The sequence below is a fragment of the Tenuifilum thalassicum genome, assembly GCF_013265555.1.
GTDB classification, from domain to species: domain Bacteria; phylum Bacteroidota; class Bacteroidia; order Bacteroidales; family Tenuifilaceae; genus Tenuifilum; species Tenuifilum thalassicum.
The window spans coordinates 1134489-1158913 of record NZ_CP041345.1 but is presented as its reverse complement, the minus strand read 5'-3'; the positions used below and the strand labels follow the sequence as shown (position 1 = coordinate 1158913).

At 37.0% G+C, this 24425-nt stretch carries 20 protein-coding genes and 1 pseudogene; 12 read left to right on the top strand and 9 right to left on the bottom strand.

The window, feature by feature from the left end; genetic code table 11:
- Nucleotides 1-37 precede the first annotated feature (37 nt).
- From FHG85_RS04795 to FHG85_RS04780, 4 genes are all read right to left on the bottom strand, one after another.
- Entirely contained in the window at nucleotides 38-745 is a 708-nt protein-coding gene (locus FHG85_RS04795; RefSeq protein ID WP_173073500.1) for a CBS domain-containing protein, read from the bottom strand.
- Nucleotides 732-1664: a tRNA (adenosine(37)-N6)-dimethylallyltransferase MiaA gene (gene miaA, locus FHG85_RS04790; protein WP_173073498.1), complete on the bottom strand. Its 933-nt coding sequence runs from the start codon at nucleotides 1662-1664 to the stop codon at nucleotides 732-734. Before miaA ends, FHG85_RS04795 begins: the two co-directional genes overlap by 14 nt.
- Nucleotides 1665-1681: 17 nt before the next feature.
- A complete protein-coding gene (locus FHG85_RS04785) occupies nucleotides 1682-2212 on the bottom strand; it encodes an IS1096 element passenger TnpR family protein (protein ID WP_173073496.1) in 531 nt (176 codons plus the stop codon).
- Nucleotides 2213-2277: 65 nt separating this feature from the next.
- Nucleotides 2278-3321 carry an acyl-CoA reductase gene (locus tag FHG85_RS04780; protein WP_173073494.1) on the bottom strand — a complete coding sequence of 348 codons (1044 nt, stop codon included), beginning with the start codon at nucleotides 3319-3321 and terminating at the stop codon, nucleotides 2278-2280.
- Nucleotides 3322-3446: 125 nt separating this feature from the next.
- Between FHG85_RS04780 and FHG85_RS04775 the strand changes: the two genes are divergently transcribed.
- Together FHG85_RS04775 and FHG85_RS04770 are read left to right on the top strand one after the other, a co-directional pair.
- Nucleotides 3447-4697, top strand: coding sequence for an ABC transporter permease (locus FHG85_RS04775; RefSeq protein ID WP_173073493.1), 1251 nt, complete (start codon nucleotides 3447-3449; stop codon nucleotides 4695-4697).
- Nucleotides 4698-4761: 64 nt separating this feature from the next.
- Nucleotides 4762-6117 carry a 4Fe-4S dicluster domain-containing protein gene (locus FHG85_RS04770; RefSeq protein ID WP_173073491.1) on the top strand — a complete coding sequence of 452 codons (1356 nt, stop codon included), beginning with the start codon at nucleotides 4762-4764 and terminating at the stop codon, nucleotides 6115-6117.
- Between the two features lie 13 nt (nucleotides 6118-6130).
- Here the strand turns inward: FHG85_RS04770 and uvrB are convergent, their stop codons facing one another.
- From uvrB to FHG85_RS04755, 3 genes are all read right to left on the bottom strand, one after another.
- A complete protein-coding gene (gene uvrB, locus FHG85_RS04765; protein WP_173073489.1) occupies nucleotides 6131-8170 on the bottom strand; it encodes an excinuclease ABC subunit UvrB in 2040 nt (679 codons plus the stop codon).
- 125 nt (nucleotides 8171-8295) lie between these two features.
- Complete coding sequence (locus tag FHG85_RS04760) at nucleotides 8296-8715, bottom strand: response regulator (RefSeq protein ID WP_173073487.1); 420 nt, start codon at nucleotides 8713-8715, stop codon at nucleotides 8296-8298.
- Nucleotides 8716-8847: 132 nt separating this feature from the next.
- Nucleotides 8848-9603: a LytR/AlgR family response regulator transcription factor gene (locus tag FHG85_RS04755; RefSeq protein WP_173073485.1), complete on the bottom strand. Its 756-nt coding sequence runs from the start codon at nucleotides 9601-9603 to the stop codon at nucleotides 8848-8850.
- A 369-nt stretch (nucleotides 9604-9972) separates the two neighbouring features.
- Here FHG85_RS04755 and FHG85_RS04750 point away from each other — a divergent pair.
- The 9 genes and pseudogenes from FHG85_RS04750 to FHG85_RS04710 all read left to right on the top strand — a co-directional run.
- Nucleotides 9973-10128, top strand: a pseudogene (locus FHG85_RS04750) (IS256 family transposase); the annotation flags it as partial.
- Nucleotides 10129-11227: 1099 nt separating this feature from the next.
- Entirely contained in the window at nucleotides 11228-11884 is a 657-nt protein-coding gene (gene fsa / locus FHG85_RS04745; protein WP_173073481.1) for a fructose-6-phosphate aldolase, read from the top strand.
- A complete protein-coding gene (locus FHG85_RS04740; protein ID WP_173073479.1) occupies nucleotides 11884-12507 on the top strand; it encodes an L-threonylcarbamoyladenylate synthase in 624 nt (207 codons plus the stop codon). The genes fsa and FHG85_RS04740 overlap by 1 nt, the downstream gene beginning before the upstream one ends.
- Nucleotides 12508-12513: 6 nt before the next feature.
- Nucleotides 12514-13092, top strand: a complete 579-nt coding sequence (gene mobA, locus FHG85_RS04735; RefSeq protein WP_173073477.1) for a molybdenum cofactor guanylyltransferase — start codon at nucleotides 12514-12516, stop codon at nucleotides 13090-13092.
- 147 nt (nucleotides 13093-13239) lie between these two features.
- Entirely contained in the window at nucleotides 13240-14244 is a 1005-nt protein-coding gene (gene gap, locus FHG85_RS04730) for a type I glyceraldehyde-3-phosphate dehydrogenase (RefSeq protein ID WP_173073475.1), read from the top strand.
- A gap of 325 nt (nucleotides 14245-14569) precedes the next feature.
- Entirely contained in the window at nucleotides 14570-15163 is a 594-nt protein-coding gene (locus FHG85_RS04725) for a hypothetical protein (protein ID WP_173073473.1), read from the top strand.
- 45 nt (nucleotides 15164-15208) lie between these two features.
- Nucleotides 15209-15766: a hypothetical protein gene (locus FHG85_RS04720; RefSeq protein WP_173073471.1), complete on the top strand. Its 558-nt coding sequence runs from the start codon at nucleotides 15209-15211 to the stop codon at nucleotides 15764-15766.
- A 4-nt stretch (nucleotides 15767-15770) separates the two neighbouring features.
- Nucleotides 15771-19307, top strand: coding sequence for an OmpA family protein (locus tag FHG85_RS04715; RefSeq protein ID WP_173073469.1), 3537 nt, complete (start codon nucleotides 15771-15773; stop codon nucleotides 19305-19307).
- Between the two features lie 1053 nt (nucleotides 19308-20360).
- Nucleotides 20361-20918 (top strand): manganese efflux pump MntP, encoded by a 558-nt coding sequence (locus FHG85_RS04710; RefSeq protein WP_173073467.1) that lies wholly within the window; start codon nucleotides 20361-20363, stop codon nucleotides 20916-20918.
- 1 nt (nucleotide 20919) lies between these two features.
- On the opposite strand, the gene FHG85_RS04705 is transcribed toward FHG85_RS04710, so the two are convergent.
- Nucleotides 20920-21615 (bottom strand): cytidylate kinase-like family protein, encoded by a 696-nt coding sequence (locus FHG85_RS04705; RefSeq protein ID WP_173073465.1) that lies wholly within the window; start codon nucleotides 21613-21615, stop codon nucleotides 20920-20922.
- A 185-nt stretch (nucleotides 21616-21800) separates the two neighbouring features.
- Nucleotides 21801-23522 carry a tetratricopeptide repeat-containing sensor histidine kinase gene (locus tag FHG85_RS04700; RefSeq protein WP_173073463.1) on the bottom strand — a complete coding sequence of 574 codons (1722 nt, stop codon included), beginning with the start codon at nucleotides 23520-23522 and terminating at the stop codon, nucleotides 21801-21803.
- 319 nt (nucleotides 23523-23841) lie between these two features.
- Here FHG85_RS04700 and FHG85_RS04695 point away from each other — a divergent pair, with 319 nt between their 5' ends.
- The gene (locus tag FHG85_RS04695) at nucleotides 23842-24423 is read left to right on the top strand and encodes a glutaredoxin domain-containing protein (RefSeq protein WP_173073461.1); all 582 of its coding nucleotides are present in this window, start codon (nucleotides 23842-23844) and stop codon (nucleotides 24421-24423) included.
- The last annotated feature ends 2 nt before the right edge of the window (nucleotides 24424-24425 follow it).

The window sequence follows — 24425 nt, the reverse complement described above, 5'->3', positions numbered from 1 at the left end:
ATACGATAAAATGGGAAGTTTCCCAATTAGGACAAAACTAATGCTTAACTTTTAATTCGCCAATGATAGCTGGAAAATCGCTTGGTGAAATAATTCCAACAAGTTTACTATCGGGGTTGCCATTTTGTGTAACAAGCGCCGCTTGAATATACGACCCTTTATCAACAGCATTATTAAACATACCAATCAACGATACAATATCACTATTCTCAGAAACAATACAGTAATCATTCCTTTCAAAATAAGGAAGCAACTCTTGCACCTTAATGCCATCAACATCGTAGGAATTTTCAATTAACCAACGCGCTATTGTTTTGGCTGTAATTAGTCCAACTATTCTATCATTCTCAATAACAGGACAACGCATAAATCCTTTTTCGGCAAAAGTTTTTAAAACATCTTTTATAGGTGCCTGGGGATGTGTATAAAAAGGTTTGTGTTTCATTAAACTTTTAACACGAGGCGGATTCTTTAAAAGGTTTTTAATGTGCAACACCTCCTCAACCACATCATGGTGGGGCTCGGCAATAATAAAATCCTTACGTTTTGTGTGAACTATAGCATTTCGGAGCTGTGCAAATTCTTTTAAATCCGATGCATAATAGTTTACTACCTGATTCAGCTTTCGGGCCTTATGTAAAAGTTCCGAAAAGTTTGCTGTATATTCATTTCTTAAAATCTCTTTTAAAGAACGCTCTATCTCAGTAAATGCTTCAAGGAAAATTTCTGAATTACGTTTTTCCATTACTTTTCTCTTTTAATTGCTTTTCAATATATTGAATAATTTCATCTTTTTGATTTGGATGAAACCATGTAATCTCATCGTCGCGCCCCCACCATGTAAGTTGTCGCTTAGCATACCTACGAGTGTTTCTTTTTATTAGTTCAACTGCTTGTGGTAATGAAATCTCTCCATCAAGATATTGAAATATCTCCTTATAGCCAACGGTGTTAAGCGCATTAAGATTTCTATAGGGAATTAGGTTTCGTACCTCATCAACCAATCCCTGCTCTATCATTTTGTCAACTCGCTCATTAATACGCCTGTATAACTCTTCACGTGGACGGTTTAAACCTACCTTAATGGCAGTAAAAGGCCGTGGCTTTTTTGGGCGAGTAAGAAACGAAGTGTAGGTTTTGCCTGTTTGTAAGCAAACCTCAACCGCCTTAAGTATTCGCTGCGGATTTTTCAAATCAACCTTAGCATAATACTCGGGGTCAAGTATCTTGAGCTGCTGTCTCAAACTCTCAACGCCCTCATTCCTTAACTGTTCATGAAGCGACTTTCGAAGTTCAGGGTCGGGAGTGGGAAAATCATCTATGCCTTTTAGTAGAGAATCGATATAAAGCCCGGAGCCGCCAACCAGAAGCGATAAGTTATGCGTTTGGTAAATTTCGTTTAGTAGCTCTATCGCTTCCATCTCGAACATGCCGCAGCTGTAGCGTTCGGTTATCGACTTATGGCCAACCAGATAGTGCTTTCCTTTTGTCAACTCCTCATCGGTTGGGTATGCCGTACCAATTCTCATTTCCCGAAAAAATTGTCGAGAATCGGATGAGATGATAGGCGCATCAAAATGCTTAGCTATAGAAAGGCTCAACTCGGTTTTTCCAACCCCAGTAGGCCCTAACAATACAATAAGAAATTTTTGGGAACGTGACATTGAGAAATTAAAGCTTTTTAGAACTCACTGTCATCTTCAAAACCTAGACTATCAAAATCATCGTCGTTAAACTCGTCGAAAAGCTCATCAATTTCATTCTTTTCGTCATTCTCAGCATCAAAATCTAAAATAATATCATCGGCAACTTGAATTGGGGCCTCCCCTAGAGAAGCTGTGCATAAAGGATACTCAATACCTTCTTTTGCTTCAGCAATATCAATTAGTTCGATAAATAGATTGCGGTCAGCAAATATATCGTAAGTATAAAGCAGGCGTTCCTTGCGTTTTGTTATCAACTCCTTAATCTTAACCTTATCCATAGGAATGGCTGCCAAACCCGTATCGTTTTGCATATCAATGAGGGTAAGTTCCATGCCCTTGTTCCAATGCTCGTCGGCTAAAAAAAACGATACTAGCTGCGAAGGGTCAAAGCCTAAATTCTCTTGAATTGCTTTATGTAATGTTAGAAATGTAGATTCTGAGTCAACATCAAAATCTCTCAAAAAAAGCTCATCTTCGTCCGATAAAACCCTAAACTTATATATCATAACATTTGGTCATTTATGCAAAAATAGTATCAATCTGAATGAAATGCTAAATGTTAGCAAAAAAGTTACTGGTTAAGCTTCCCTAAAAACTCAATGGTGTCAATTCCATCGGAGTAATCAGTTAGCAAAGGCCGTTGTGCCTCTCCAAAAGTCACCAACCTTAAATGATTGATAGGAATGTTGGAAACCACACATTGAATTTTACTATCATTTAGCGCTAAATAATCTGTAACTGCATCAATACTATTATACTCCTGATAGTTGAGAACCGAGACATGAGCGTCGATATTATCATTAGGCACTAGCAACGAGAATCCTGTATCGAGATGTTGTTCCTGATTCATAATTAAAATGGTGCGATTATACTCATAGTTATTAGCATACCGATAATGGTTTATCAGGTTAGTCCATTTCTCCATGCTATTTATTAACCGTTCAAAATTGTAACCTACTGGAACTAGTAATTTTGAAACATTACGACAACCTAATCCAAAATAGCTAAAAATATCATCGGAAAGCATTGTAAGCTCTTCGTCGGATTCATTACCACTCAGTACCGCCACACTATTCCTATGGCCCCTTATTAAAGAAGGATAATTGCGAAAGTAATAATCGAAGTACTTGGCAGAGCTATCGCTTCCAGTGGCAATAACTGCGTCAAAATCTTTTAATGTTCCCTCCGATATCTTAATAAAATCCTTAAACTCAGGTTCAACCTCCAAAAGCATTTTAGCAATCGATTCCGTTAGCCCCCCATCTTTGGAAGATAGCTTAATGTTAATCCGGTTCCCTGTGATGAGAACACACAAAAAGTCATGAAAACCAACAAGAGGAATGTTTCCTGCCATAATAACGCCAACCTCATGAACCTTTTTAGGATTAAAATACTGAATGGGATACTTTTTTACCCACTCTTCCATGGCATCCCTTTTTAACCATTTTTGAGTAATTGCATTTGCTGCGTTAATTATATTTGAAGGCGTAAACCAAGGGTTTATAAATTGTGCATTATAAACGGAATGTCCGAGCAGAGAACTAGCATTAGTTACCGACTCGCTTATTTTTAAACCCAAATTGACAAAAGCATTAATCCTTTTTTCAATATTCATGTCAAAGTAATTTGAAATACAAACCTAATGTAATTTTTTCTTGCATTAGCAAGATTTAACCAATTTAAGGAAAAGAAAACTAGTAAAAAGGTTATTTTTGAAGTTAATAAAAATCAAAAGATTAAATGAAAAGGATTTTAACTCTTTATGGTGAGATCTTTAGGATTTCGATAAACTCGATTCTCTCTACAAAACTTCGTTCAACTTTAACCATTCTTATTATTTCACTGGGTATAATGGCATTGGTAGGAATACTTACTGCCATTGAATCAATCGAAGGTAGCCTTACGAGTTCATTTACACAAATGGGCGCCAACTCCTTTACCATTCAAAGCAGAGGATTACGAGTAAATATTGCCGGAAACCGTTATCGTAAAAAGAATTTTTCACACATAACCTTACAGCAGGCACGTGAGTTTATTGAGCGATATAATTTTCCAGCCGATATTGGCATTTCAGTTTGGGCAACGGGCGCAAGTACTATAAAGCACTCATCAAAAAAGACCAATCCTAACATTAGTGTACTAGGTGTTGATGAAGGATACCTTAAAGTGTCGGGTGTTGATATTGGTAAGGGACGAAACTTCTCGCCAATCGATATTCAGGATAGCAGACACGTTGCTATTATTGGTTCTGAGGTAGCCAGCAAACTATTCCTAAAAAATGAGGACCCAATCAATAAGATTATTAGTGTGGGAAGCGGTAAGTATAAGGTTATTGGCGTTTTAAAAGATAAAGGAACCAGTTTTGGTGGTGGGCCAAACAGAACGGTTTATTTACCATACACTAATGTAGCAGCTTATTTCTCACGACCTAACATGAATTATTCCATAATTGTGCAACCTAGAGACCCTAAACTTTTAGAAGCAGCAGTAAGTGAAGCTGAGGGAACTTTTCGGCTTGTTAGAAACCTTTCTGCTATCGACGAAAATGATTTTCATATTGAAAAAAGCGATAGCCTTGCTAAGCTGCTAATTGAAAACCTCAAGTTTGTATCAATTGCTGCTACCATTATTGGCATTATAACTTTAATTGGTGCCGCTGTTGGACTAATGAACATCATGCTAGTGGCTGTTGCGGAACGCACCCGCGAAATTGGTACACGTAAAGCCATTGGGGCAAAATCGGCTGAAATAAAACAGCAGTTTCTTTTTGAGGCAATTCTGATATGCCAACTCGGTGGACTGCTTGGCGTCTTCTTAGGTATTTTAATAGGAAATTTAGTTTCCATTCTTCTAAATAGCCCATTTGTTATACCATGGGGCTGGATTGTTGGCGGACTTGTAATCTCTTTTATTGTTGGTCTGGCTTCTGGTTACATTCCTGCAGTAAAAGCATCTATGTTAGACCCAATTGAAGCTTTACGATATGAATAGCATTGCATAAAGTAATTCAAAAAATCTAAAATTAATAATGGCTTTGTAAAATATTGTTCAAACCATGAAATACATTTTACTGATTTTTGGTTTGGGATTAGCATTCATTTTTTTAATCTCCACAATTACCTCAATTGCTGAAAGGCAAAAAAGAGCAACCTTTCTTAGCTTTTTGGGGCTAATCTTATTGCCAACTCTTTACATTGCTCCCCTATTATTAATAAATGATGCTACAAATTATTATTCGTACGCCCTTATAGCTTTAAGCATAACTTTTATAATTGCACTTTTATACAATCCGCACGACCCAAAATACAAAACAAGCACTCCAAATCATATTTTTGACGAAAGGGACACCATGTTTTCCAGAATGGAGCTGGTACCTGGTACTGAAAAATACAATCAGTACTACGCAACAAAACCCGAAAATGAAGAAAAAGACAACCTATTTAGACAACAGCCAGGTTTACTATCGCCAAAGGCAATTTTCTATAACCCACTTGCCTTTAGCGCTGCCGATGCTAACTTTTATACCGTTAGTAAGTTAGGTCCATTTATCAATGACAAGGTATCAAGCACCAAAGTTGAAATTGATGCAGATGATCTTTCAATTTTCGTTAAAGAATGGGTAAAAAAGCTAGGTGCCATAGATGTAGGAATCTGCTTGATGAAAGATTACCATTACTACCATACAAAGGGCCGAAGAGAAACCTATGGAAAGAAAATTGCGCCCCGTTATCAATATGGTATTGCGCTCACTGTTGAAATGAGCGAGCAGATGATTAAGGCTGCACCTAAGGGAAGCGTAATAATGGAATCGGCAGAGCAGTACCTTAAATCAGGAGTAATAGCTGTCACATTGGCCGCTTTACTGCGAAACTTAGGCTACGAGGCACAAGCACATATCGATGGTAACTATGAAGTGATATGTCCATTAGTTGCTCGTGATGCAGGATTAGGAGAAATTGGAAGAATGGGCCTGTTAATGACGCATAATCTTGGCCCTAGAGTTAGAATTGCCGTTGTAACTACAAATGCTCCATTACAACCTTATAATGGTAAAGTTGGTGATGAAAGCGTTATTGAGTTTTGCACAAAGTGCAAAAAATGTGCTGAGAACTGCCCATCACAATCTATACCCTATGACGATAGAAGTATTTCGGACAATACTCTTAGGTGGAAAATAAATTCTGAATCATGCTTCACCTATTGGACTAAGGTTGGAACCGATTGCGGTCGTTGCATTCAGGTTTGCCCCTACTCACATCCAAATAACCTAATGCATAACATGATACGCTTTGGAATTAAACACTCTAAGCTATTCAGAATCATGGCGCTACATTTGGATGATTTATTCTACAAGCGTAAGCCTCCGCTTGGAAAGCTACCTTATTGGGTTGAGTATAAACCAAGCAAGTAAATTAATAATCGACTTATCGACTTTTTTTCTTCTTGGATGATTTTGAACCAGATTTCTCATCCAGTATCTTTTGCAAAGCATACATTTCGTCGCGGTATCGTGCTGCTTCAATAAAGTTTAGCTGCTTGGCTTCGGCTTCCATTTTCTTTCGAGCAACTGCTATCGCATCGGAAAGCTGCTCTACTGTCATGTACTGAACTACAGGATCGGCAGCGTAATCGACATTTTCAGGTTCCACATAAACCTTTGCTTTGGGTTGCAAGTTCCCCAATACAGATTTTTGCGCTTTCACAATCTGAGTAGGCGTAATTCCGTGTTTTTCATTATATCTCAACTGCTTTTCACGCCTTCGGTTTGTCTCCTCAATTGTGATTCGCATCGATTCGGTTATCTTATCGGCGTACATGATAACCCTTCCATTGACATTTCGAGCTGCCCTTCCAGCTGTTTGAGTAAGGGAACGAGCCGACCGTAAAAATCCTTCCTTATCGGCATCAAGAATTGCAACTAATGAAACCTCTGGCAAGTCGAGCCCCTCTCGTAAAAGGTTAACCCCAACAAGCACATCAAAAAGCCCCCTTCTTAAATCTTCCATTATTTGAACTCGTTCAAGAGTATCAACATCGGAGTGAATATACCTACATCTAATACCTAGCTTAGTAAGATATTTCACAAACTCCTCGGCCATTCGCTTGGTAAGGGTGGTAACCAGCACACGATCGTCACGCTCTACACATTGGTTGATCTCTCCTATTAAATCATCTACTTGAGTTTGACATGGCCTTACAATGATTGGTGGGTCAAGCAAACCTGTTGGTCTTACAACTTGGTCAACAACCACACCTTGACACTTTGTTAACTCATAATCGGCTGGTGTTGCGCTAACAAAAATTGTTTGACCAACTAAACTTTCAAATTCCTCAAATCGTAAGGGCCTATTATCAATTGCAGCTGGTAGCCTAAAGCCATACTCAACAAGCGTTTGCTTTCGCGAGTTATCGCCACCATACATGGCTCTGATTTGTGGAATGGTTACATGACTTTCGTCAATAACTGTAATAAAATCGTCGGGGAAGTAGTCAAGTAAGCAGAATGGTCGCATTCCAGGTGGTCGACCATCAAAATACCGAGAGTAGTTTTCAATACCTGGACAATACCCCAACTCTCTAATCATTTCTAAATCATACTCAACGCGTTCCTTTATCCGTTTGGCTTCAAGCGCCCTACCCTGACTCTGAAAAAACTCTATCTGCTTCACCAAATCGTCTTGAATCTCCCTAATTGCCTGATTAATTCTATCCTTCCCAGCAATAAAGATATTTGCAGGATAAATCACTATTTCATCGAGAGACTCTATATGTTGTCCGCTAACAGGATCAAATATTTCTAAACTTTCTATCTCATCACCCCAAAAAATTACACGTACACTCCTATCGCCATATGCAAGAAACACATCAACAGTATCACCCTTTACCCTAAAAGTCCCCCTGTTGAACTCCACCTCGTTTCTAGAGTATAGTGCATCAACAAGCTGTCGGAGAAAATAGTTACGCGATATCTTTTGCCCTACCTTTAGGTTTATTTTACTATTGTAAAAATCTTGGGGATTACCAATACCATATAAGCATGAAACCGATGAAACAACAATCACATCTCGCCTTCCAGATAGTAGTGATGAGGTAGCGCTCAACCTTAGCTTTTCAATTTCATCATTAATGGAAAGGTCTTTCTCGATATAAGTATCCGTTACGGGTAAGTATGCTTCTGGCTGGTAGTAATCGTAATACGAAACAAAATATTCCACAGCATTTTCAGGAAAAAAGCTTTTAAACTCGCCATAAAGCTGTGCTGCAAGAGTTTTATTATGACTTAAAACTAAAACAGGTCTATTAATGTTAGCAATTACATTTGCAATGGTAAATGTTTTGCCTGAACCCGTAACCCCTAGAAGAGTCTGATACCTATCCCCTCTCAGCAATCCTTCGGTCAGCTGTTTTATTGCTTCGGGCTGATCGCCAGCTGGTTTAAATTCTGAGGTAAGTTTGAATTCCATAACATGCAAATATACAAAAATGAGGTTACCCTAATAATAAGGAATGAATATTAACAAAACCATTAACGACTTAACGAGCGGATTGCAAGCAACTTAATAACAGAGATAAATACAACAGGAAATTCTTATTCTTTTGCAGAGTGTTCTAGTTTGACTACATTTAAGTATTTATCAATTATTTTTAGAAGTTTAATAGCATCTATAGGTTTAGAAACATATTCAATACATCCAGCAGCAATACAACGCTCCTTATCACCAGTCATAACACAGGCTGTTTGAGCAATAATTGGCATTTCTGGATGTGATTTACGAATAATCCTGGAGGCCTCTATACCACTCATTCCCTCCATTAGGATGTCCATGAGAATTAAGTCAATATCTGGATTTTGATTAACTACATCAATGGCTTGCTGACCATTATTAGCATAGAAAAGCTTTGCTCCACAACGTTGAAGCAATACAGTTAAGAGTATTATACTTGGTCGGTCGTCGTCTACTATTAGTATTTTTTTACCTTGCCAGTTAAATGAATCAAAATCGCTCATTTAAATTGAGTTAAATACACTGCAATTTAATTTAAAGAGTACAAATCTTCTTTATAAAATGAGCCCTAATGTATGAAAGTGGCTTTTTACTATACGAAATTATGTATTTCGGAAACGAAACGACAAAAATGTCTAGCTACTTTCAAGCAGCTTAAGCTGTTGTGGTGAACTTTTAACCTTACAAATAACGTCATCTTTCTGAACAATGCATATTTTATTACGTCTATCGACTCTTGTTAAGTACCTAAGATTAATAATTGCAGACCTACTAACCCTAAAAAAGGATAAGTTTGAAAGAATCTGCTCAACTTCCTTCATTGAAACAGAAACCACCTCGTCTTTCTTATTATGAAAATGGATTATTGTGTAGCTGCCACTTGCTTCGCACCATACAATTTCATCGGGATCGACAAAAAGCGAACCATTTCTCATTGAGAATTTGATTTTTTGCATTGATCCTACATGTTCTAAAAACTTTTGAGCATTGGATCTAAAGGACTCCGAAGAAGATGTGGTTTCTCTCACTTTTTTCCGATATCGATCAAGAGCATCGTTAAGATCATCAATATCAATAGGTTTCAACAAGTAGTCGAACGCAGAATACTTTATTGCTTTAATTGCAAACTGATTGTATGCAGTTACAAAGATGACTGTTGGATTTAAGGGTGTTTCTTGTAGTTTATGAATTAAATCGAAACCTGAGCCGCCAGGCATCTCAATGTCTAAAAAGATAATATCAGGTTTATGTTCCTTTATTGCACTAAAGGCAGTGTCAACATTTTCGCACTTATCAATAACCTCAATATCGTTATTAGTTGCCAAAAGCAAGTGCTCAAGCATTTCCCTTGAATTAGGCTCGTCATCAACAATTATTGTCCTAATTTTCATTCCCATTTTATTTAGTATATATTTTTCAATTCTACTCCCTCTATATCAAAGTTATAATTATTTTTTTGAAACAATGCAAGAAATAGAGTAAAATATTCTTTTAACTATCATAATATTCATCCTGCTATATCAGAATAAACACCTCAACATCTTTCAGTAAGACAATTGGTCCCAATCTTATCTAGAGAAATTGGATTCAAGGTTTAAGGCTGTATTCGGCGAAGACGGATAGAAGACGTTAATTGTTAAAAGTTAATCGTTAAAAGTTAATCGTTAAAAGTTAATCGTTAAAAGTTAATTGTTAAACGAAAAAACGACGCTATTTAAATAACTGTGTCAAATAAAAAGTTAAATTATAAATTTGACACCATGAAAAGAGAAGAACCATTTGACTATGCAGCCTTTGAAAAAGAGGCGATGGAAAAGCTAAAAGCAGGCACTCCGTTAACTGGAGCTGGCGGTATTTTTACTCCATTAATAAAGCGGCTTATCGAGTCCAGCTTAGAGGGGGAACTTGATGCCCACCGTTGAGCCAAGGCTATAAAAGGCAATAAACAAACCATGTTCGGCGGCGGTTGCACCGCCGTCGGACTATTTGTTACAGGCTATGCCTGAACTTCCACTTGTTCGCGCGAAACTTCTTTTGAAGCGTGCGTTCTTCTGCTCACTAACACGTATTTTGTAATCCATTCGTATACCACTGCCAATTAGCAAAGCAACTCCGGAATAAAAGCCTGTCCCGCCAATGGGTCGTGGGCGGGTCGTTGTGTAGGGTAAGGAAAGCGGTGCTGTTTGAGCCATGCTGCAGGCATGGTGAGTTGCGCCGCGCCAGACACGACCACGGGGCACCCATCGAAACAGGCTTTTCCGCCTTGATTTTTTGCTTCTTTTGCATCAAGGTAAAAGAAGAAAAAACAAACGTGGCTTCGACAGGCTCAGCCACCACCAAGCGCGACTTTAGCAAGTTCGGCATGACAAGGCGCTTCAGATTACTTCCGAATATTTCCGATTCATTCCGATTCATTCTCCAAGAAGAGATGCCTCGACTTCGCTCGGCATGACAAAAGGCTTCCAGTCTTTCGGTATTATACCTATTCATTCTTCCTTCCAAAAGACCCCTTCAAACCTCCCCTGACAGGGGAGGCAGTTACTCCCCTCTCATCTCAGGAGAGGGGCTGGGGTGAGGTCAAAAAAAAAGCCAAGCACCAAAAACTAAAAACCAAACACGGCTCTTCCGATTCCTTCCGATTCACTCTTTTAAATTCCTCTAACTTCATTTAACTTCTTCTAACTTCCTCATATTCCTCAACAAGAGATGCTTCGGCAAGCTCAGCATGACAATAACACATGATTTAAGGCTGTGTCCGGCGAAGACGGATTCAAAATTTCAGATTCAAGATTCAAGAATTGTCACATGAAATTCCGATTCCTTCCGACTATTTCAGATTCTTTCCGAATCATTCCGTATCATTCCTCTAACTTCCTTTAACTTCCTCTCATTCTTCAACAACCTCTGCATGACAAAGGCTTCCGACTTATTCCAACCTCTATCAGTCAATTTTCGCTTACCATTTCAATAAAAATCATTAGCTTTGCAACGGAAAATCAAATAACTAAGGAAAGTATGAAATTTTTTATCGACACAGCAAACCTCGACCAAATCCGCGAAGCAAACGATTTGGGTGTTCTGGATGGAGTAACAACTAATCCTTCATTAATGGCCAAGGAGAATATTCGTGGCGAGGAGAATATCAAAAAACACTATGTTGATATTTGCAATATTGTGAAAGGTGATGTTAGCGCCGAGGTTATTGCAACCGACTATGAAGGAATGATTCGTGAAGGAAAGGAATTGGCAGCTCTACATCCACAAATTGTAGTAAAAGTTCCTTGTACTAAGGATGGTATCAAAGCAATCAAATACTTTACCGACAATGGCATCCGCACAAACTGCACCCTTGTGTTCTCTGTTGGGCAAGCACTCCTTGCTGCCAAAGCAGGAGCAACATATGTATCCCCATTTATCGGCCGGCTTGACGATATTTCAACCGATGGCGTTGAGCTAATTCGTAAAATTGTAGATGTATACAACTACTACGAATTTGGCACACAGGTGCTTGCAGCATCAATTCGCCACACCATGCATATTATTCAATGCCTTGAAGCAGGTGCTGATGTTGCTACTTGTCCATTAAACGCAATACTAGGATTACTAAAACATCCTTTAACCGATATTGGATTAGAGAAGTTTTTAGCCGATTATAAAAAAGTAAATGGCTAATGCCTGACTGTTTATACATAGAAATGCATCCACAGAACCCCAACCCACGAGATGTTGATCGTGTGGTTGCGGTTCTTAAACGTGGTGGCATTATAATTTACCCTACCGATACTGTTTATGGTATTGGATGCGATATTAAAAATACCAAAGCCGTTGAAAGGATTATAAAACTAAAAGGATTAAAACCCAAAGAGGCGCATTTCTCCTTTATTTGCAAGGATTTAAGCAACATAACCGACTTTGCCAAGGTTAATAATCCTACCTTTAAGTTGATGAAAAAAAACCTTCCAGGTCCATTTACCTTTATTCTACCAGGACTTCACAGAGTACCTAATTACTTTTTAAGCAAGCGCAAAACGGTTGGTATCAGGATTCCTAATCATAAAATCCCAATTGAACTTGTTGAAAGACTTGGTAATCCCATCCTTACTACATCGCTTAAAGATTCTGACGAAATTATTGAATACACTACCGACCCAGAGCAGATCTATGAAAATTATCACAATCTTGTTGATGTAGTTATTGATGGTGGCGCGTGTGGAAATGTTCCATCTACAATTGTTGACTGCACCGAAGATGAGCCACTAATTATTCGAGAGGGTTTAGGAGAACTTCGTCTTTAGCCACTTATGCAAAACATAACACTTGCAATTCTTGCTGGAGGAAAAGCAAGACGACTTGGTGGAATCGATAAGGCGCTTATCAAAGTTGATGGAATTCCAATTATTAGCAGGATTTACAACACCTTTAAGGATTCAGTTACGGAAACAATCATCATTTCAAATAGCAGCATACAATACCCAATCCCTGCAAAAATTTTTCCCGATATCATTCCAAACTGTGGTCCATTAGGAGGAATTCATAGTGCGCTAAGTCATTCATCTTTCAAAACATGCTTTGTTATATCGGCTGATATGCCATTCCCAAATCTATCAATTTTTAAAAAACTTCTCGCAGCTCATAAAAATAGCAAGGTTGATATAACAATACCCAAACACGATGATTTAATTGAGCCATTGTTTGGTTTTTATAACAAGAACACACTAAACATTGCTAACCAAATACTTTCCGATGGCAAAGGGCACAGGGTTGCTGAGCTTTTTAGGTTCGTCAAAACAAGTTACCTTGAACTACCTAATACCAACGAAATGCGAATTAGCTTTTACAACATCAATACACCCGATGATTTAAATGCTCTTAAGCTATAATCTGTAACCACCTATCCACCTTTGGTTTTCAACCGTTTGCGTTAAATTATGTTTTAAAATGATTAAATCTTTTAACACATTAGTCAATTTTTGTAACTTTGTTTTGCTTTTGATAAACCATAAATCACTATTAAATACTATAGAACTATGACTAAAATTAAAGTAGCAATCAATGGATTTGGACGCATTGGACGCAACGTTTTTAAAATTGCTTTGGAGCGTCCAGAATTAGAAGTAGTAGGAATCAATGACCTAACCGATACTAAAACGCTAGCTCACCTTTTAAAATATGATTCTACCCAAGGTAGATTTTCTGGAAAGGTTGAGTTCGACGACGAGAATCTTATTGTAAACGGTGTAAAGTATAGGGTAACTGCTGAGAAAGCTCCTCTAAATATTAAATGGAGCCAAACTCCAGACGTTGTAATTGAGTCCACTGGTATCTTCACCAAACGCGAAAGCGAAAAAGGCGGTTATGGCGATCACCTAAAAAATGGTGCCAAAAAGGTTATTCTTACCGTTCCTGCAAAGGACGAAATTGACAGAATGATTGTACTTGGCGTAAATGATAGCGATTTACAACCAACAGACTTATGCGTTTCAAATGCAAGTTGTACAACCAACTGCCTTGCACCCGTAGTGAAAGTGCTTAACGACACATTTGGCATTGAACGCGGTTTCATGAACACCATTCACTCCTACACTAACGACCAACGAATACTTGATGCACCACACAGAGACTTACGTCGTGCTCGCTCCGCTGCTGTTTCTCAAATCCCTACCACTACTGGAGCTGCTAAAGCAGTAGGCAAGGTAATCCCTGAGCTAAAAGGTAAGCTCGATGGTCTTGCAGTACGAGTGCCAACTCCAACAGGATCATTGGTTGACTTTGTAGCAATTCTTAAGAAGGAGGTTACCAAGGAAGAGATAAATGCAGCCATGAAAAAAGCTGCCGAAGGTCCAATGAAAGGTATTCTTGAGTACACCGAGGATCCAATTGTATCTGTTGATATCATTCACAACTCACACTCCTCCATTTTTGATGCCCAAAGCACCATGGTAAATGGCAATATGGTTAAAGTTCTCTCTTGGTACGACAACGAGTGGGGCTATTCAAACCGTGTTGTTGATCTAATTTTCAAATTATTCTAAAAATATAAGCAATCAATATAAGGGCTGGCAAGGCGTCAGCCTTTTTTATTTTATACTAGGTCAACTATAAAAATATAAGAAACCATAAAAAATTAAATCTAAGCTTTTATATTAAAAAAATATGAATATAATCGTTTAACTTTTAACTATTAACATTTAACTTATAATAATTAATGTCAACAATTAATTTTTTTATAAACAATATTGCAACTTTGAACACAATCTGCTTGCATAATTAATTTTTTTTGTTGTATTTTTATAAAGTTAAACAATTAACTGAGAAAAAACGTTTTAAACACAATTTTCTAACTTAATACTTACAGCTATGAGAAAACTATTTTTTGCAGCAGCCATGTTGCTCCTAAGCCAGGTAGGCTTTGGGCAGGCGGTAAACGACCAGGCTATAATACCTGTGTCCGTGACGTTAAACTCAATTCTTCGATTGACAGTTGTTTCTGGGGGTAATATTGATTTTGTTGTTAATACAATCGATCAATATACTAATGGTATTAATAATGGTGGTGGTGATGCACGTTATCATACTAATTTTACCGTTTCAGCATCACAAGATTTTGATGTTACAATTAGAGCTGAAGATGCAACATTTCTTGGTCAAGATAATATTGCACACACTATGCCGCTCGACAATGTTGGATTTGATCTTATAGAAAATGGTAGTGGTGCAGATCCAACAAACTGGGCTTTACCTGGAGCCGTTTTAGCTCTAACCCAGGCAGCACAAAATATTGTTACAGGTGTTGCCGGTGCTGCCGCTGGAAGTGCTGCTCAGAATGATTTTACAATTCAATGGCGATTAGGTACATCTGAAGGGGCTATGAATACAAATAGTCTACTTGCTCAAAGTTTGGATCCCGATAGATACATAACAAATGTTTTCCTTGAGCTAGTTCCTAAATAGCGGGTGAGGGCTTTAGCCCTTACCTTTCATGATAAAGTCCTGGTAATGACCCTTAATAAAATGATTAGTAAAGATTTTATTAAATCTTTCATACTATTTATATTTTTTACTTTCCCTTTTTTAAATGGGGCTAATGCTCAGAATATTACTAAAATAGTTAGAATTGTATCTGGAGGAACCGTTAGTTTTAACTTTAAATCACTTACGGAGTATACTTCTGGTAAAATTCTGAGTAATTGGTCTAGATTGAGTATTCAGTATAGGGATACTTCTAATACTGGTGGCGACGGAACAAGCATTGGATGGAGGATATTAGTAAGATCTGGTTCTGCTACCATTCAATCCGACGGTGCTGCTCCTGATTTGCCATTGTCTACTATCCAAATCAAGCCAACTACCTCTATACCAGGAACTATTGTTAACAACATTACACTTTCAGCAGCAGACCAAATTATAGTTGAAGGTGTTGATCCAGGTGCTCTTGAAGTTACTGGTGAAATATACCTTACTTATGAATGTGGAACAATAACACCACTAATAAGACAACAACCCGATTATTACTTTGTTGATCTAATTTTCACTTTGGTAGAAATAAATCCCTGAAAGATTGAAAGTAGATTTTAAAAAACTTCTTTTATTACCATTTATTCTTTTTGCCCATAATCTTATGGGCCAATTCTTTCTATATAACACAAATGAGCAAAAAAAAATAGAACTCCATTTTGTTAAGCACAGCGTTGAAGCTACAAAAGGTAAAACCATTTTTAATGTTGTAAAAGTTGTTAACAAATCTACTCAACCTCAAACATTCACATTCCAATTAACCGTCCCTTCTGGCTGGCAAATTTTAGGTGATGAGAAATTGGAACTAACTCTTCCCCCTCTTGATTCTACACTAATTCCTATTAGGGTGGCTATAGGAAAAAATGTTAGGGGCGACATTGGCTATTCTATCATTGCTGCTATTATTGATCAACGGGGTAACGTTATTAAAAATGAGTATAGTTTTGTTAAAGTTCCACGTGAGGTAGATATTAAAGTGAAGTTTTTGACCCGCTTTGAATACTTCGATCAACAAACGGGTCATGCACCCGTTAAAATTAAGATCGAGAATCGTGGGAATAGAGAAGAATTGATAACATTAAGTTTAGACGCAGGAAATTTTATTGGTATTGGTTCTGCTCGTTTACAAAATTATATTCAAGATGTAAATATCCCCCCCTATTCGGATTCAACCGTAGTTTTTGATGTTTATCTTAATAAACAATTACAAACATCTCGTGATTTATTTAAACTTAACTTGCAAGCAAAAACAATAGATAGCACTTTTAAGTCAACTAGTTGGTTAAAAAATTTATCAAGCAAATACACAAATTATATTCCTGATTCACGCAGGGTACTTATTACTGAATTTTTTGCACGTGGACTTTTTTCAAACTACGCAAAGCCAGCCTATGCATCAATTATCCAAGGAAATATCTTGCTTCGAAAAAAAAATGAGATTTACTTTTTTTACAATAATTATAATACAACACCTACCGAAAATCTCTATAAATTCAATAGGATGTGGATTGGATATAACTCTAACAAGTATTTCTTACAAATAGGTGATATCAACCGTAGTATTGAAAGCAGTTTATATGGGCGAGGAGGAAACATTGGTATAAAAATGAAAAAAATCAAATTAGAAGCAATTGCTACCCAAAGGGTGTTAAATCCTCAGAGCAACGTTGGTACTGAACTTGAATTTTCTCCTACCCAGGATTATGGTTTTAAACTTGGTGGAGTTCTTACAAAATCAATTAATGAGAATTTTGAATCAAAACTGGGTACTGCTGGTTTTAAACTAAACTTGATTAAAAGGTTAAGATTAGGTTATTCTTTGGTTTACAACCAAATCCGGTTTGGAAATCAAAACGACTCGATTATAAATAAAATTGCTTTTGGTAGCACTGCATACCTAAACTATAGTGGCCGAAAATTAAATGCTACTGTTCGGTTTAAATTTGGCCAACCTTTTCTAAATTCAAGTTTTAATGGTCGTTCTGAATTAATTTCCCAAGTTGTTTATAATCTAAATGAAAAAAATATTATTCAGCACTATACAATTGATAATCGTAACAATCCTGGCGACTATCGTTCATTCAATATAATTAAGCAATCATTTACAAATTTTCACAAACAGTTTATTACCTGGGGCTATAACCCAAATAACAAAGTTTATTTTTTTTCAGGTCCTGGATTTGAAATAAATTCATCTGATATTTTTCCAGTTATCCAAAGAGGTGAAGATTATTTCTCCACTCTTGTTTACAATTATAATTTAGGCTTTCGATTTAAAGGCGAAAAGCCAAGCAGTTCTTTAACGGCTCAAATTTTTACAGGTTTTGTAAATGTCCTACATAAACCAATTTATTATGTAGATAGTACTTTCTCCATTCCAACATCAAAAAGTAGATTTAACTACCAAAATATCTCAATTAATCTAAGACAACCCCGTTGGGGAATTCAAGCAATCTACACTAATGGTCCTCGTTCAATATATGAGCAATTTAACTGGTATTATGCTTCTCGTCCAAACCGCATGTTACGAGTCATGCCCTATTTTGACTCTTTCATATATAAAGAGCAATTACAACTTCAAGTAAATATATCTTATTCTAATGATCTTGTTGCTAAATCTAGCTACTCAAATATAACTTCGCAACTATTCTGGTATCTACCAAAGAATTGGCAGCTAAGATTTCTTAATGTTTACACTATTCAGTCTAGAGTTACTCCTACCGAAGCCGTTGAACGTTTCCAAAACATGTATTTTGAGGCTAGTGTTAGAAAAGAGTTTGGAATTCAACAGCCATACTTAAAATTTCACACCTTAAAACTTGTTTTCTTTAAAGATTTTAATGGCAATAGAATAATGAATGAAAATGAGCCAGGTATTAAAAATGTGCTAGTCAACATTCAACGGGTTGACGATGAAAAAATGGACTATCCAGATTTTACTTCTGGGGAATTGCTTTCTAACCAATATGGTGAGGTAATTTATGAGAAAATTCCATCTGGAATTTATGAACTTTCATATAATGCTGTAGGAAATGAAACTGGAACATTCTCAAAAGCTGATATTGATATAAAGTTTTCTTTAAACAAAGACCTAACTCTTTATATACCTTTTGTTGAAAAAAATAAAATTTTTGGGCGTATAATATTAAACCGAAGCAAATTATCAGGATTGGGAAAAGTTGATGTTTCCAATATTAGAATTACAGCTACAGATACTAGAGGGAATACAATTTCTACTTTGACTGATAAAAATGGTGAATTTGTTATATACGCACCTGTTACTGATGAGTATGTTGTGACGGTAAATAATATTTTTTATCAAGACTTCGACCTCCGCCAGAATAACTTCCGCGTTCAGTTTAACGGTTACAAGCAGTTTGAGGTTAATTTTGTTTTTGATGAAAAGGTGCGTAGAATTAACTTCAGCCCGTCGAGCCAAGACCTTGCAAACGAAAGTGTTCTTCAAGTACGTCGGACAAACCTCCGGGGCACCATTAAGGATGCAAGTTCACTCAAACCGCTTAGGGCAAGGGTTAACCTGATAAATACCAAGAATAATAGCATTGTTGCCTCCATCTACTCCAACCCGCTGACTGGAGATTACAACCTCTCATTCCTTGCTGGTGAGAACTACGCCCTTGAGGTGGTTGCCGATGATTACTGGTACTACGCAGAGACGTTGAACCTAAATCAGGTTACCACGTTTATGAATGTAACTCGTGATATCCTACTCAAACCGATTTCTATAGGTTCTAAACTTGAACTTAATATTCGTTTTGACATCAACAAAGCAGATCTTGGCCCCGAAGCGGTTGCTGAGCTAAATAGATTATTAGATATTCTGCGTCAGAATCCAGGTATTAAGATAGAGGTTCAAGGCCATTCCGATGACCTGGAAGCAATAAACAATCAAACAATCTCGGAGGAGAGAGCAAAACGGGTAGCTCAATACCTAGTTGAGAATGGATTTAGCAACCTCCAAGTTCGAGGCTTTGGAAATACAGTCCCCATTGCTCCTAACGACACGGAAGAAAACCGCGCGCTTAACCGAAGGGTTGAGATAGAGGTGATTGGGAAGTAGGGAAAGTTAAAGGTTAAAGGTTAAAGTGTGCGCCCGGCGAAGACGGATAAAAGGCGTTAAATGTTAATCGTTAAACGTTAAACGAAAAAAATCTGACGATTCCTTCCGATTATTTCCGTGTCATTCCGTGTCACTCCTCTAACTTCTTCTAACTTCTTCTAACTTCTTCTAACTCCCTCATATTCTTCAACAAGAGATGCCTCGACTACTCTCGGCATGACAATAATACAAGATTCAAGACTGTGTCCGACGTCTACTGATTTCAGATTTTTCCGGCGAAGACGGATTCAAGGCTGCGCCCCGGCGAAGACGGATAAAAGGCGTTAAACGTTAAGCGTTAAACGTTAAACGAAAAAATCTGACCCGTCCTAAATAATGTCTACACAAAAGTGTAGATATGAATAAAATAATTGCGTTTCACTCAACACCTTCTACGGCTTGGCTTGTCATCCTGAGCGAAGCGAAGGATCTATTGGTAGGTCCACAGGGATATCAATTCTCGAAATACCAAAAACTAAAAACCAAACACGGTCTCAAACCTTCCGAATCCTTCCGATTATTTCCGTATCATTCCGTGTCATTCCTCTAACTTCTTCTAACTTCTTCTAACTTCCTCTAACTCCCTCATATTCTTCAACAAGAGATGCCTCGATTACGCTCGGCATGACAATACATGGTTCAAAATTTCAGATTCAATACTCAAGATTTGTTAAGCGCATACGGATTTAAAGTTCACGAATACGGAAAGTCAAAATTCGAGTCACTCTATTATAAGCCCAACTTGTCATCCTGAGCGTAGCGAAGGATCTAATAGTAGTTACACCAGGTTATCAATTCTCGAAACACCAAAAACGTTAAACGTAAATCGTTAAGCGTTAAATGAAAAAATCTTCCGATTCCTTCCGATTATTTCCGTGTCATTCCGTGTCACTCCTATAACTTCTTCTAACTTCTTCTAACTTCTTCTAACTTCTTCTAACTTCCTCTAACTTCCTCTAACTTCTTTTAACTTCAGTGTTTAATATTCCCTATATTTGCAGCAAAAAATTATTGATGTCTGTTTTTACTTTAATTCTTCTCGCAGTTGGGCTATCATTTGATACATTTGCTGTTTCAGTATCGTGTGGTATTGCTAGAAAAAAAATTGTTTTTTGGGAGGCATTTAGAATAGCATCAGTCTTTGCTTTTTTTCAGGCGAGCATGCCTCTAATTGGATGGGCGCTTGGCTTTTCGATTAAGCATTACATTGAACCAGTTGACCATTGGATTGCACTAGCTTTGCTTACTATTATTGGCGTTAAAATGATAGCCGAAGCCTTTGAAAAACATGAGGAAAAAAAGAATTTTAATCCTCTTGATTTAAAAATAATGATAACATTGGCAATTGCTACCAGTATTGATGCGCTAGCAGTTGGTATTAGCTTTGTTGCGCTTGATGTTAATATTCTATTTGCTTACTTTATAATAGGCTTTATTACGTTCCTTGTGGCCATGCTAGGAATGCTATTTGGGAAAAATATTGGAGGTATAATTGGAAAGAGAATGGAAATAATCGGGGGACTTATTCTTATAGGCATTGGAGTAAAGATTGCCATTGAGCATACAATGTGAGCTACACAATAAGATTCCGAACCTCCATGGCATCAATTATGATATCAACAATTTCCTGAACCGAAAGCGTCATGGTATTAAAGGTTATGTCAAACCTTGTGTAATCGGTATCTTTGCCACCAAAATAGGTTCTTATTTCTTCTCTTTTCTTATCAATCTCCTTAACATACTGCTCTGCTTCTTTGGGCTCAAAGTTATACATAGCCTGAACTCTAAGTACACGCCACTCGAATGGTGCCTCCAGGTGTATATGAAGTGAGCGTGGAATATCCCGGGTAATTGCTACTCCCCCACGACCAAGAATAACCACATGCCCTTTCGACGATTCCGATCGTACAATACTTTTAACCGTATTCTGAATATGCTTATCGCTCTTATAATATTTTGTAGACATCGATTCCAGTATTTCAAGCATAATGCCTTTACGCTTTGCCTCAAAAACGTAATCGATATCCTCCTTTGGTAGTCCAAGTTTATTTGAAGCAAGTTCAAGGATCCTTTCTTTTGCTAACCACTTCCATGCTAAATCATCCTTTAACCTAAATCTTTTATTTAGCTCCTCTACCAATGTGTTTGTCACCTGTTTACCTGGACATCCCATTTCACGAGAAATGGTTACCACGGGCCCAGGTTCATTATACTTATCGGTGGGGCGCTTATTCCAATCTGATAAATATTTAATAAGAGCAATGCTCATCTATTACAAATTTTCTATTTGTTCTAAAGTTATGAAAATAATGTATTAAAATCAACTGTAAATAATACGATAACTAAAAATAATGAAATTTTTAGCAAACCATTAGAGGCAAAATAATTTAAGGTTTTATGAAATACCCTAGAACATTATTTGTAAGAAAAGGTATGCAAACTATTAAATGCCTATTAAGCATCGACAGTTGCAACAGGAAGGGTGAAGTAAAATTTACTTCCCTTACCGGGTTCACTCTCGGCCCAAATCTCTCCTCCATTCATTTCCACAAACTCCTTACAAAGAATCAATCCAAGTCCAGTCCCTTTTTCATTATTCGTTCCAGGTGTTGATGAGATTTGAGTACCAAAAAGCTTATTCTTGATATCTTCTGTCATTCCTAACCCAGTATCCTCAACACAAATGGTAACAACACTACCTCCAGTAAAACTCCAAACATTAATTTTGTCTCCTGAACTACAGAATTTTATGGCATTAGAAATAAGATTTCTAATGACAATATCGGTCATATCCTTATCGGCAAAAACGAATGTTCCGTGAGGTATGCTATTAATCAATTTAATTTCCTTTGTTTCTGCAGCATCGTGCAAAAGTTGAATTTTTGACTCTACAAGCTCATTTACCTCAAAATTTATTGGATTTACTTTTGTACCATGCATCTGGTTTTTAGCCCAAGTTAAAAGGTTCTCAAGAAGCGCGGTAGTATGGTTAACATTAACCGACAGCTCATCGAGTATTTGCCTAAAGTTTTCGGCGGTAAAGTGCCCTTCACGAGCTATGTTTAACATGGTAATTAAAGAAAAGAGTGGACTTCGAAGGTCATGGGCAATAATTGAGAATAGCTTGTCCTTTAAGGCATTTAACTCCCTAAGCTCATCGGCTTGCCTACTCAAAGCATCGCGTTGTCGCGAAATCTCTGAATTTTTCTCCTCAAGCAACCTATTTGCCCTACGTTTCTGAATATAAGCATAGTACAAAACTCCTAGTAATGCCAATGAGAAAAGAATTATTATGATGTAAATTCGTTGAAGCAATCGTTGGTTTTCAATAATAGCATCCCTTAACTTCATTTCGGCATTTAGCAAATCGATTTGCATTTGCTGTTCCTTGGTAAGCTTCTCAACTTTTTTAAGTTCCTGCTCTTTCTCCTTTAATTCACTAGCTGTTTCGGAAAGTATTTTAACAGTTTGTTCCTTTTCTTTTGAAACCTTTTCAACAACCTTGCCTGCACTATCGACCATGGCTTTAGCTTGCAACTCTCTTAATCGAGCCTCTTCTACCTGTATTTTTTTTGTCAAAACGGCATAAAGGTTGAAATATTCAGTAGATTTTTCGTTGTTTTTTAGCCCCTCGTACGATTTATTATAGTTGTAGTAAATATTCCTTAATAGTTTGGGGTTATTAACCTCTTGAGCAATTGTTTGGGCCTTATCTAGTATTTTAATTGCATCAGCAAATGACCCTTTTTCAATGTATATATTTGAAATGTTTAAATAGGTTTGACAAATATTTACCCTTTCACCCTGAGTTCTAGCAATATCTAAAGCTTTATTAAAGGAATTTAAAGCATTGTCATATTCCTGTAGATCAGTGGATATAAAACCCAAATTGTTTAATACAACGTACTCTCCCCTAGCATTTCCTACCTTTCTTATATTCTCAAGCGCCTTATTAAAGTATTCCGATGCCAACTTGAGTTCTCGCTTATTCCAATATTCATTTGCAACCTTATTGTAATAAAACGCAGCATTATTAGGATTCCCTTCTTTTTCATACTTGACAGCCAAAGAAACCCACTCATCAACTTTGCTGGTAGATTGTTGAGCTACAGAAAATAAAGTAGCATTTAATATTAACGAAATGGTTAAACCAAGTTTTATAAGTAATCTAAACATCAACCTTTTTTATTTAAAATTACTAATCAATACGTAACTTTACTAAAAATTGTGTCGGTATGGTAAATAATTTAGATAAAATCAGTATTAAAGGTGGTAAACATTACTTTTAAAATGGCAAAATTAAGTAAAATGACATAATTTCAGATAATGTTTTATTTGACAGTTTTATATTGACATATTTACATTCTTGAATGCTTGGTATGCATTTTGAAAACTATAGGCTGATAACTTTTATAGTTGGTTTCATTTAATGAATAAGTTTTTTGTTCGGAATTCATGTAACGAAATAAAATTAACATCTAAATATTTAATGCCCATGAAAGAGGTAAAAAGTTTGAGTGAGTTCAAAGAACAGCTTGATAAGTCAGAAAAGGCATACCTGCTTGTTTACAAGAAAGGTTCGGGTGTAAGTGATTGTGCATATGGTGCTTTTGCCGAAGCAGCATCAAATACCAACACTAAGAGCATCTTTTATGTTGATGCTCCTAATTATCCAGAAATTCATACTCATTACAAAATCACAAGTGCACCTTCGCTACTGGTTTTTGAAAAAGGCGAATTAAAAGATACTGTGAAGGGTTGCCACGATGTTCAATTCTATAAGCAGCTATTTGAAAACGCAGTTTACGCTCAAAAGGCAAAGGCTGGAAACCAGCAAAAAAGTGTAACGGTTTACTCTACTCCAACCTGCCCTTGGTGTAACACATTAAAGAGTTTTTTAAGAAAAAATGGTATTATCTTTACCGATATCGATGTGTCAAGGGATCATGAAGCTGCTCGTCAAATGGTTGCAGCGACTGGTCAGCAAGGTGTACCACAGGCTAATATTGGTGGTGAGTGGGTTGTAGGATTTGATCAGCAGAAAATTAAACGATTACTAAATATTCAAACCCAATAAAT

Bases quoted from the DNA above. Each gene is read 5' to 3' on its own strand.
- FHG85_RS04795 (WP_173073500.1), bottom strand. From the start codon at position 745: ATGGAAAAACGTAATTCAGAAATTTTCCTTGAAGCATTTACTGAGATA.
- miaA (WP_173073498.1), bottom strand. From the start codon at position 1,664: ATGTCACGTTCCCAAAAATTTCTTATTGTATTGTTAGGGCCTACTGGG.
- FHG85_RS04785 (WP_173073496.1), bottom strand. From the start codon at position 2,212: ATGATATATAAGTTTAGGGTTTTATCGGACGAAGATGAGCTTTTTTTG.
- FHG85_RS04780 (WP_173073494.1), bottom strand. From the start codon at position 3,321: ATGAATATTGAAAAAAGGATTAATGCTTTTGTCAATTTGGGTTTAAAA.
- FHG85_RS04775 (WP_173073493.1), top strand. From the start codon at position 3,447: ATGAAAAGGATTTTAACTCTTTATGGTGAGATCTTTAGGATTTCGATA.
- FHG85_RS04770 (WP_173073491.1), top strand. From the start codon at position 4,762: ATGAAATACATTTTACTGATTTTTGGTTTGGGATTAGCATTCATTTTT.
- uvrB (WP_173073489.1), bottom strand. From the start codon at position 8,170: ATGGAATTCAAACTTACCTCAGAATTTAAACCAGCTGGCGATCAGCCC.
- FHG85_RS04760 (WP_173073487.1), bottom strand. From the start codon at position 8,715: ATGAGCGATTTTGATTCATTTAACTGGCAAGGTAAAAAAATACTAATA.
- FHG85_RS04755 (WP_173073485.1), bottom strand. From the start codon at position 9,603: ATGAAAATTAGGACAATAATTGTTGATGACGAGCCTAATTCAAGGGAA.
- fsa (WP_173073481.1), top strand. From the start codon at position 11,228: ATGAAATTTTTTATCGACACAGCAAACCTCGACCAAATCCGCGAAGCA.
- FHG85_RS04740 (WP_173073479.1), top strand. From the start codon at position 11,884: ATGCCTGACTGTTTATACATAGAAATGCATCCACAGAACCCCAACCCA.
- mobA (WP_173073477.1), top strand. From the start codon at position 12,514: ATGCAAAACATAACACTTGCAATTCTTGCTGGAGGAAAAGCAAGACGA.
- gap (WP_173073475.1), top strand. From the start codon at position 13,240: ATGACTAAAATTAAAGTAGCAATCAATGGATTTGGACGCATTGGACGC.
- FHG85_RS04725 (WP_173073473.1), top strand. From the start codon at position 14,570: ATGAGAAAACTATTTTTTGCAGCAGCCATGTTGCTCCTAAGCCAGGTA.
- FHG85_RS04720 (WP_173073471.1), top strand. From the start codon at position 15,209: ATGACCCTTAATAAAATGATTAGTAAAGATTTTATTAAATCTTTCATA.
- FHG85_RS04710 (WP_173073467.1), top strand. From the start codon at position 20,361: ATGTCTGTTTTTACTTTAATTCTTCTCGCAGTTGGGCTATCATTTGAT.
- FHG85_RS04705 (WP_173073465.1), bottom strand. From the start codon at position 21,615: ATGAGCATTGCTCTTATTAAATATTTATCAGATTGGAATAAGCGCCCC.
- FHG85_RS04700 (WP_173073463.1), bottom strand. From the start codon at position 23,522: ATGTTTAGATTACTTATAAAACTTGGTTTAACCATTTCGTTAATATTA.
- FHG85_RS04695 (WP_173073461.1), top strand. From the start codon at position 23,842: ATGAAAGAGGTAAAAAGTTTGAGTGAGTTCAAAGAACAGCTTGATAAG.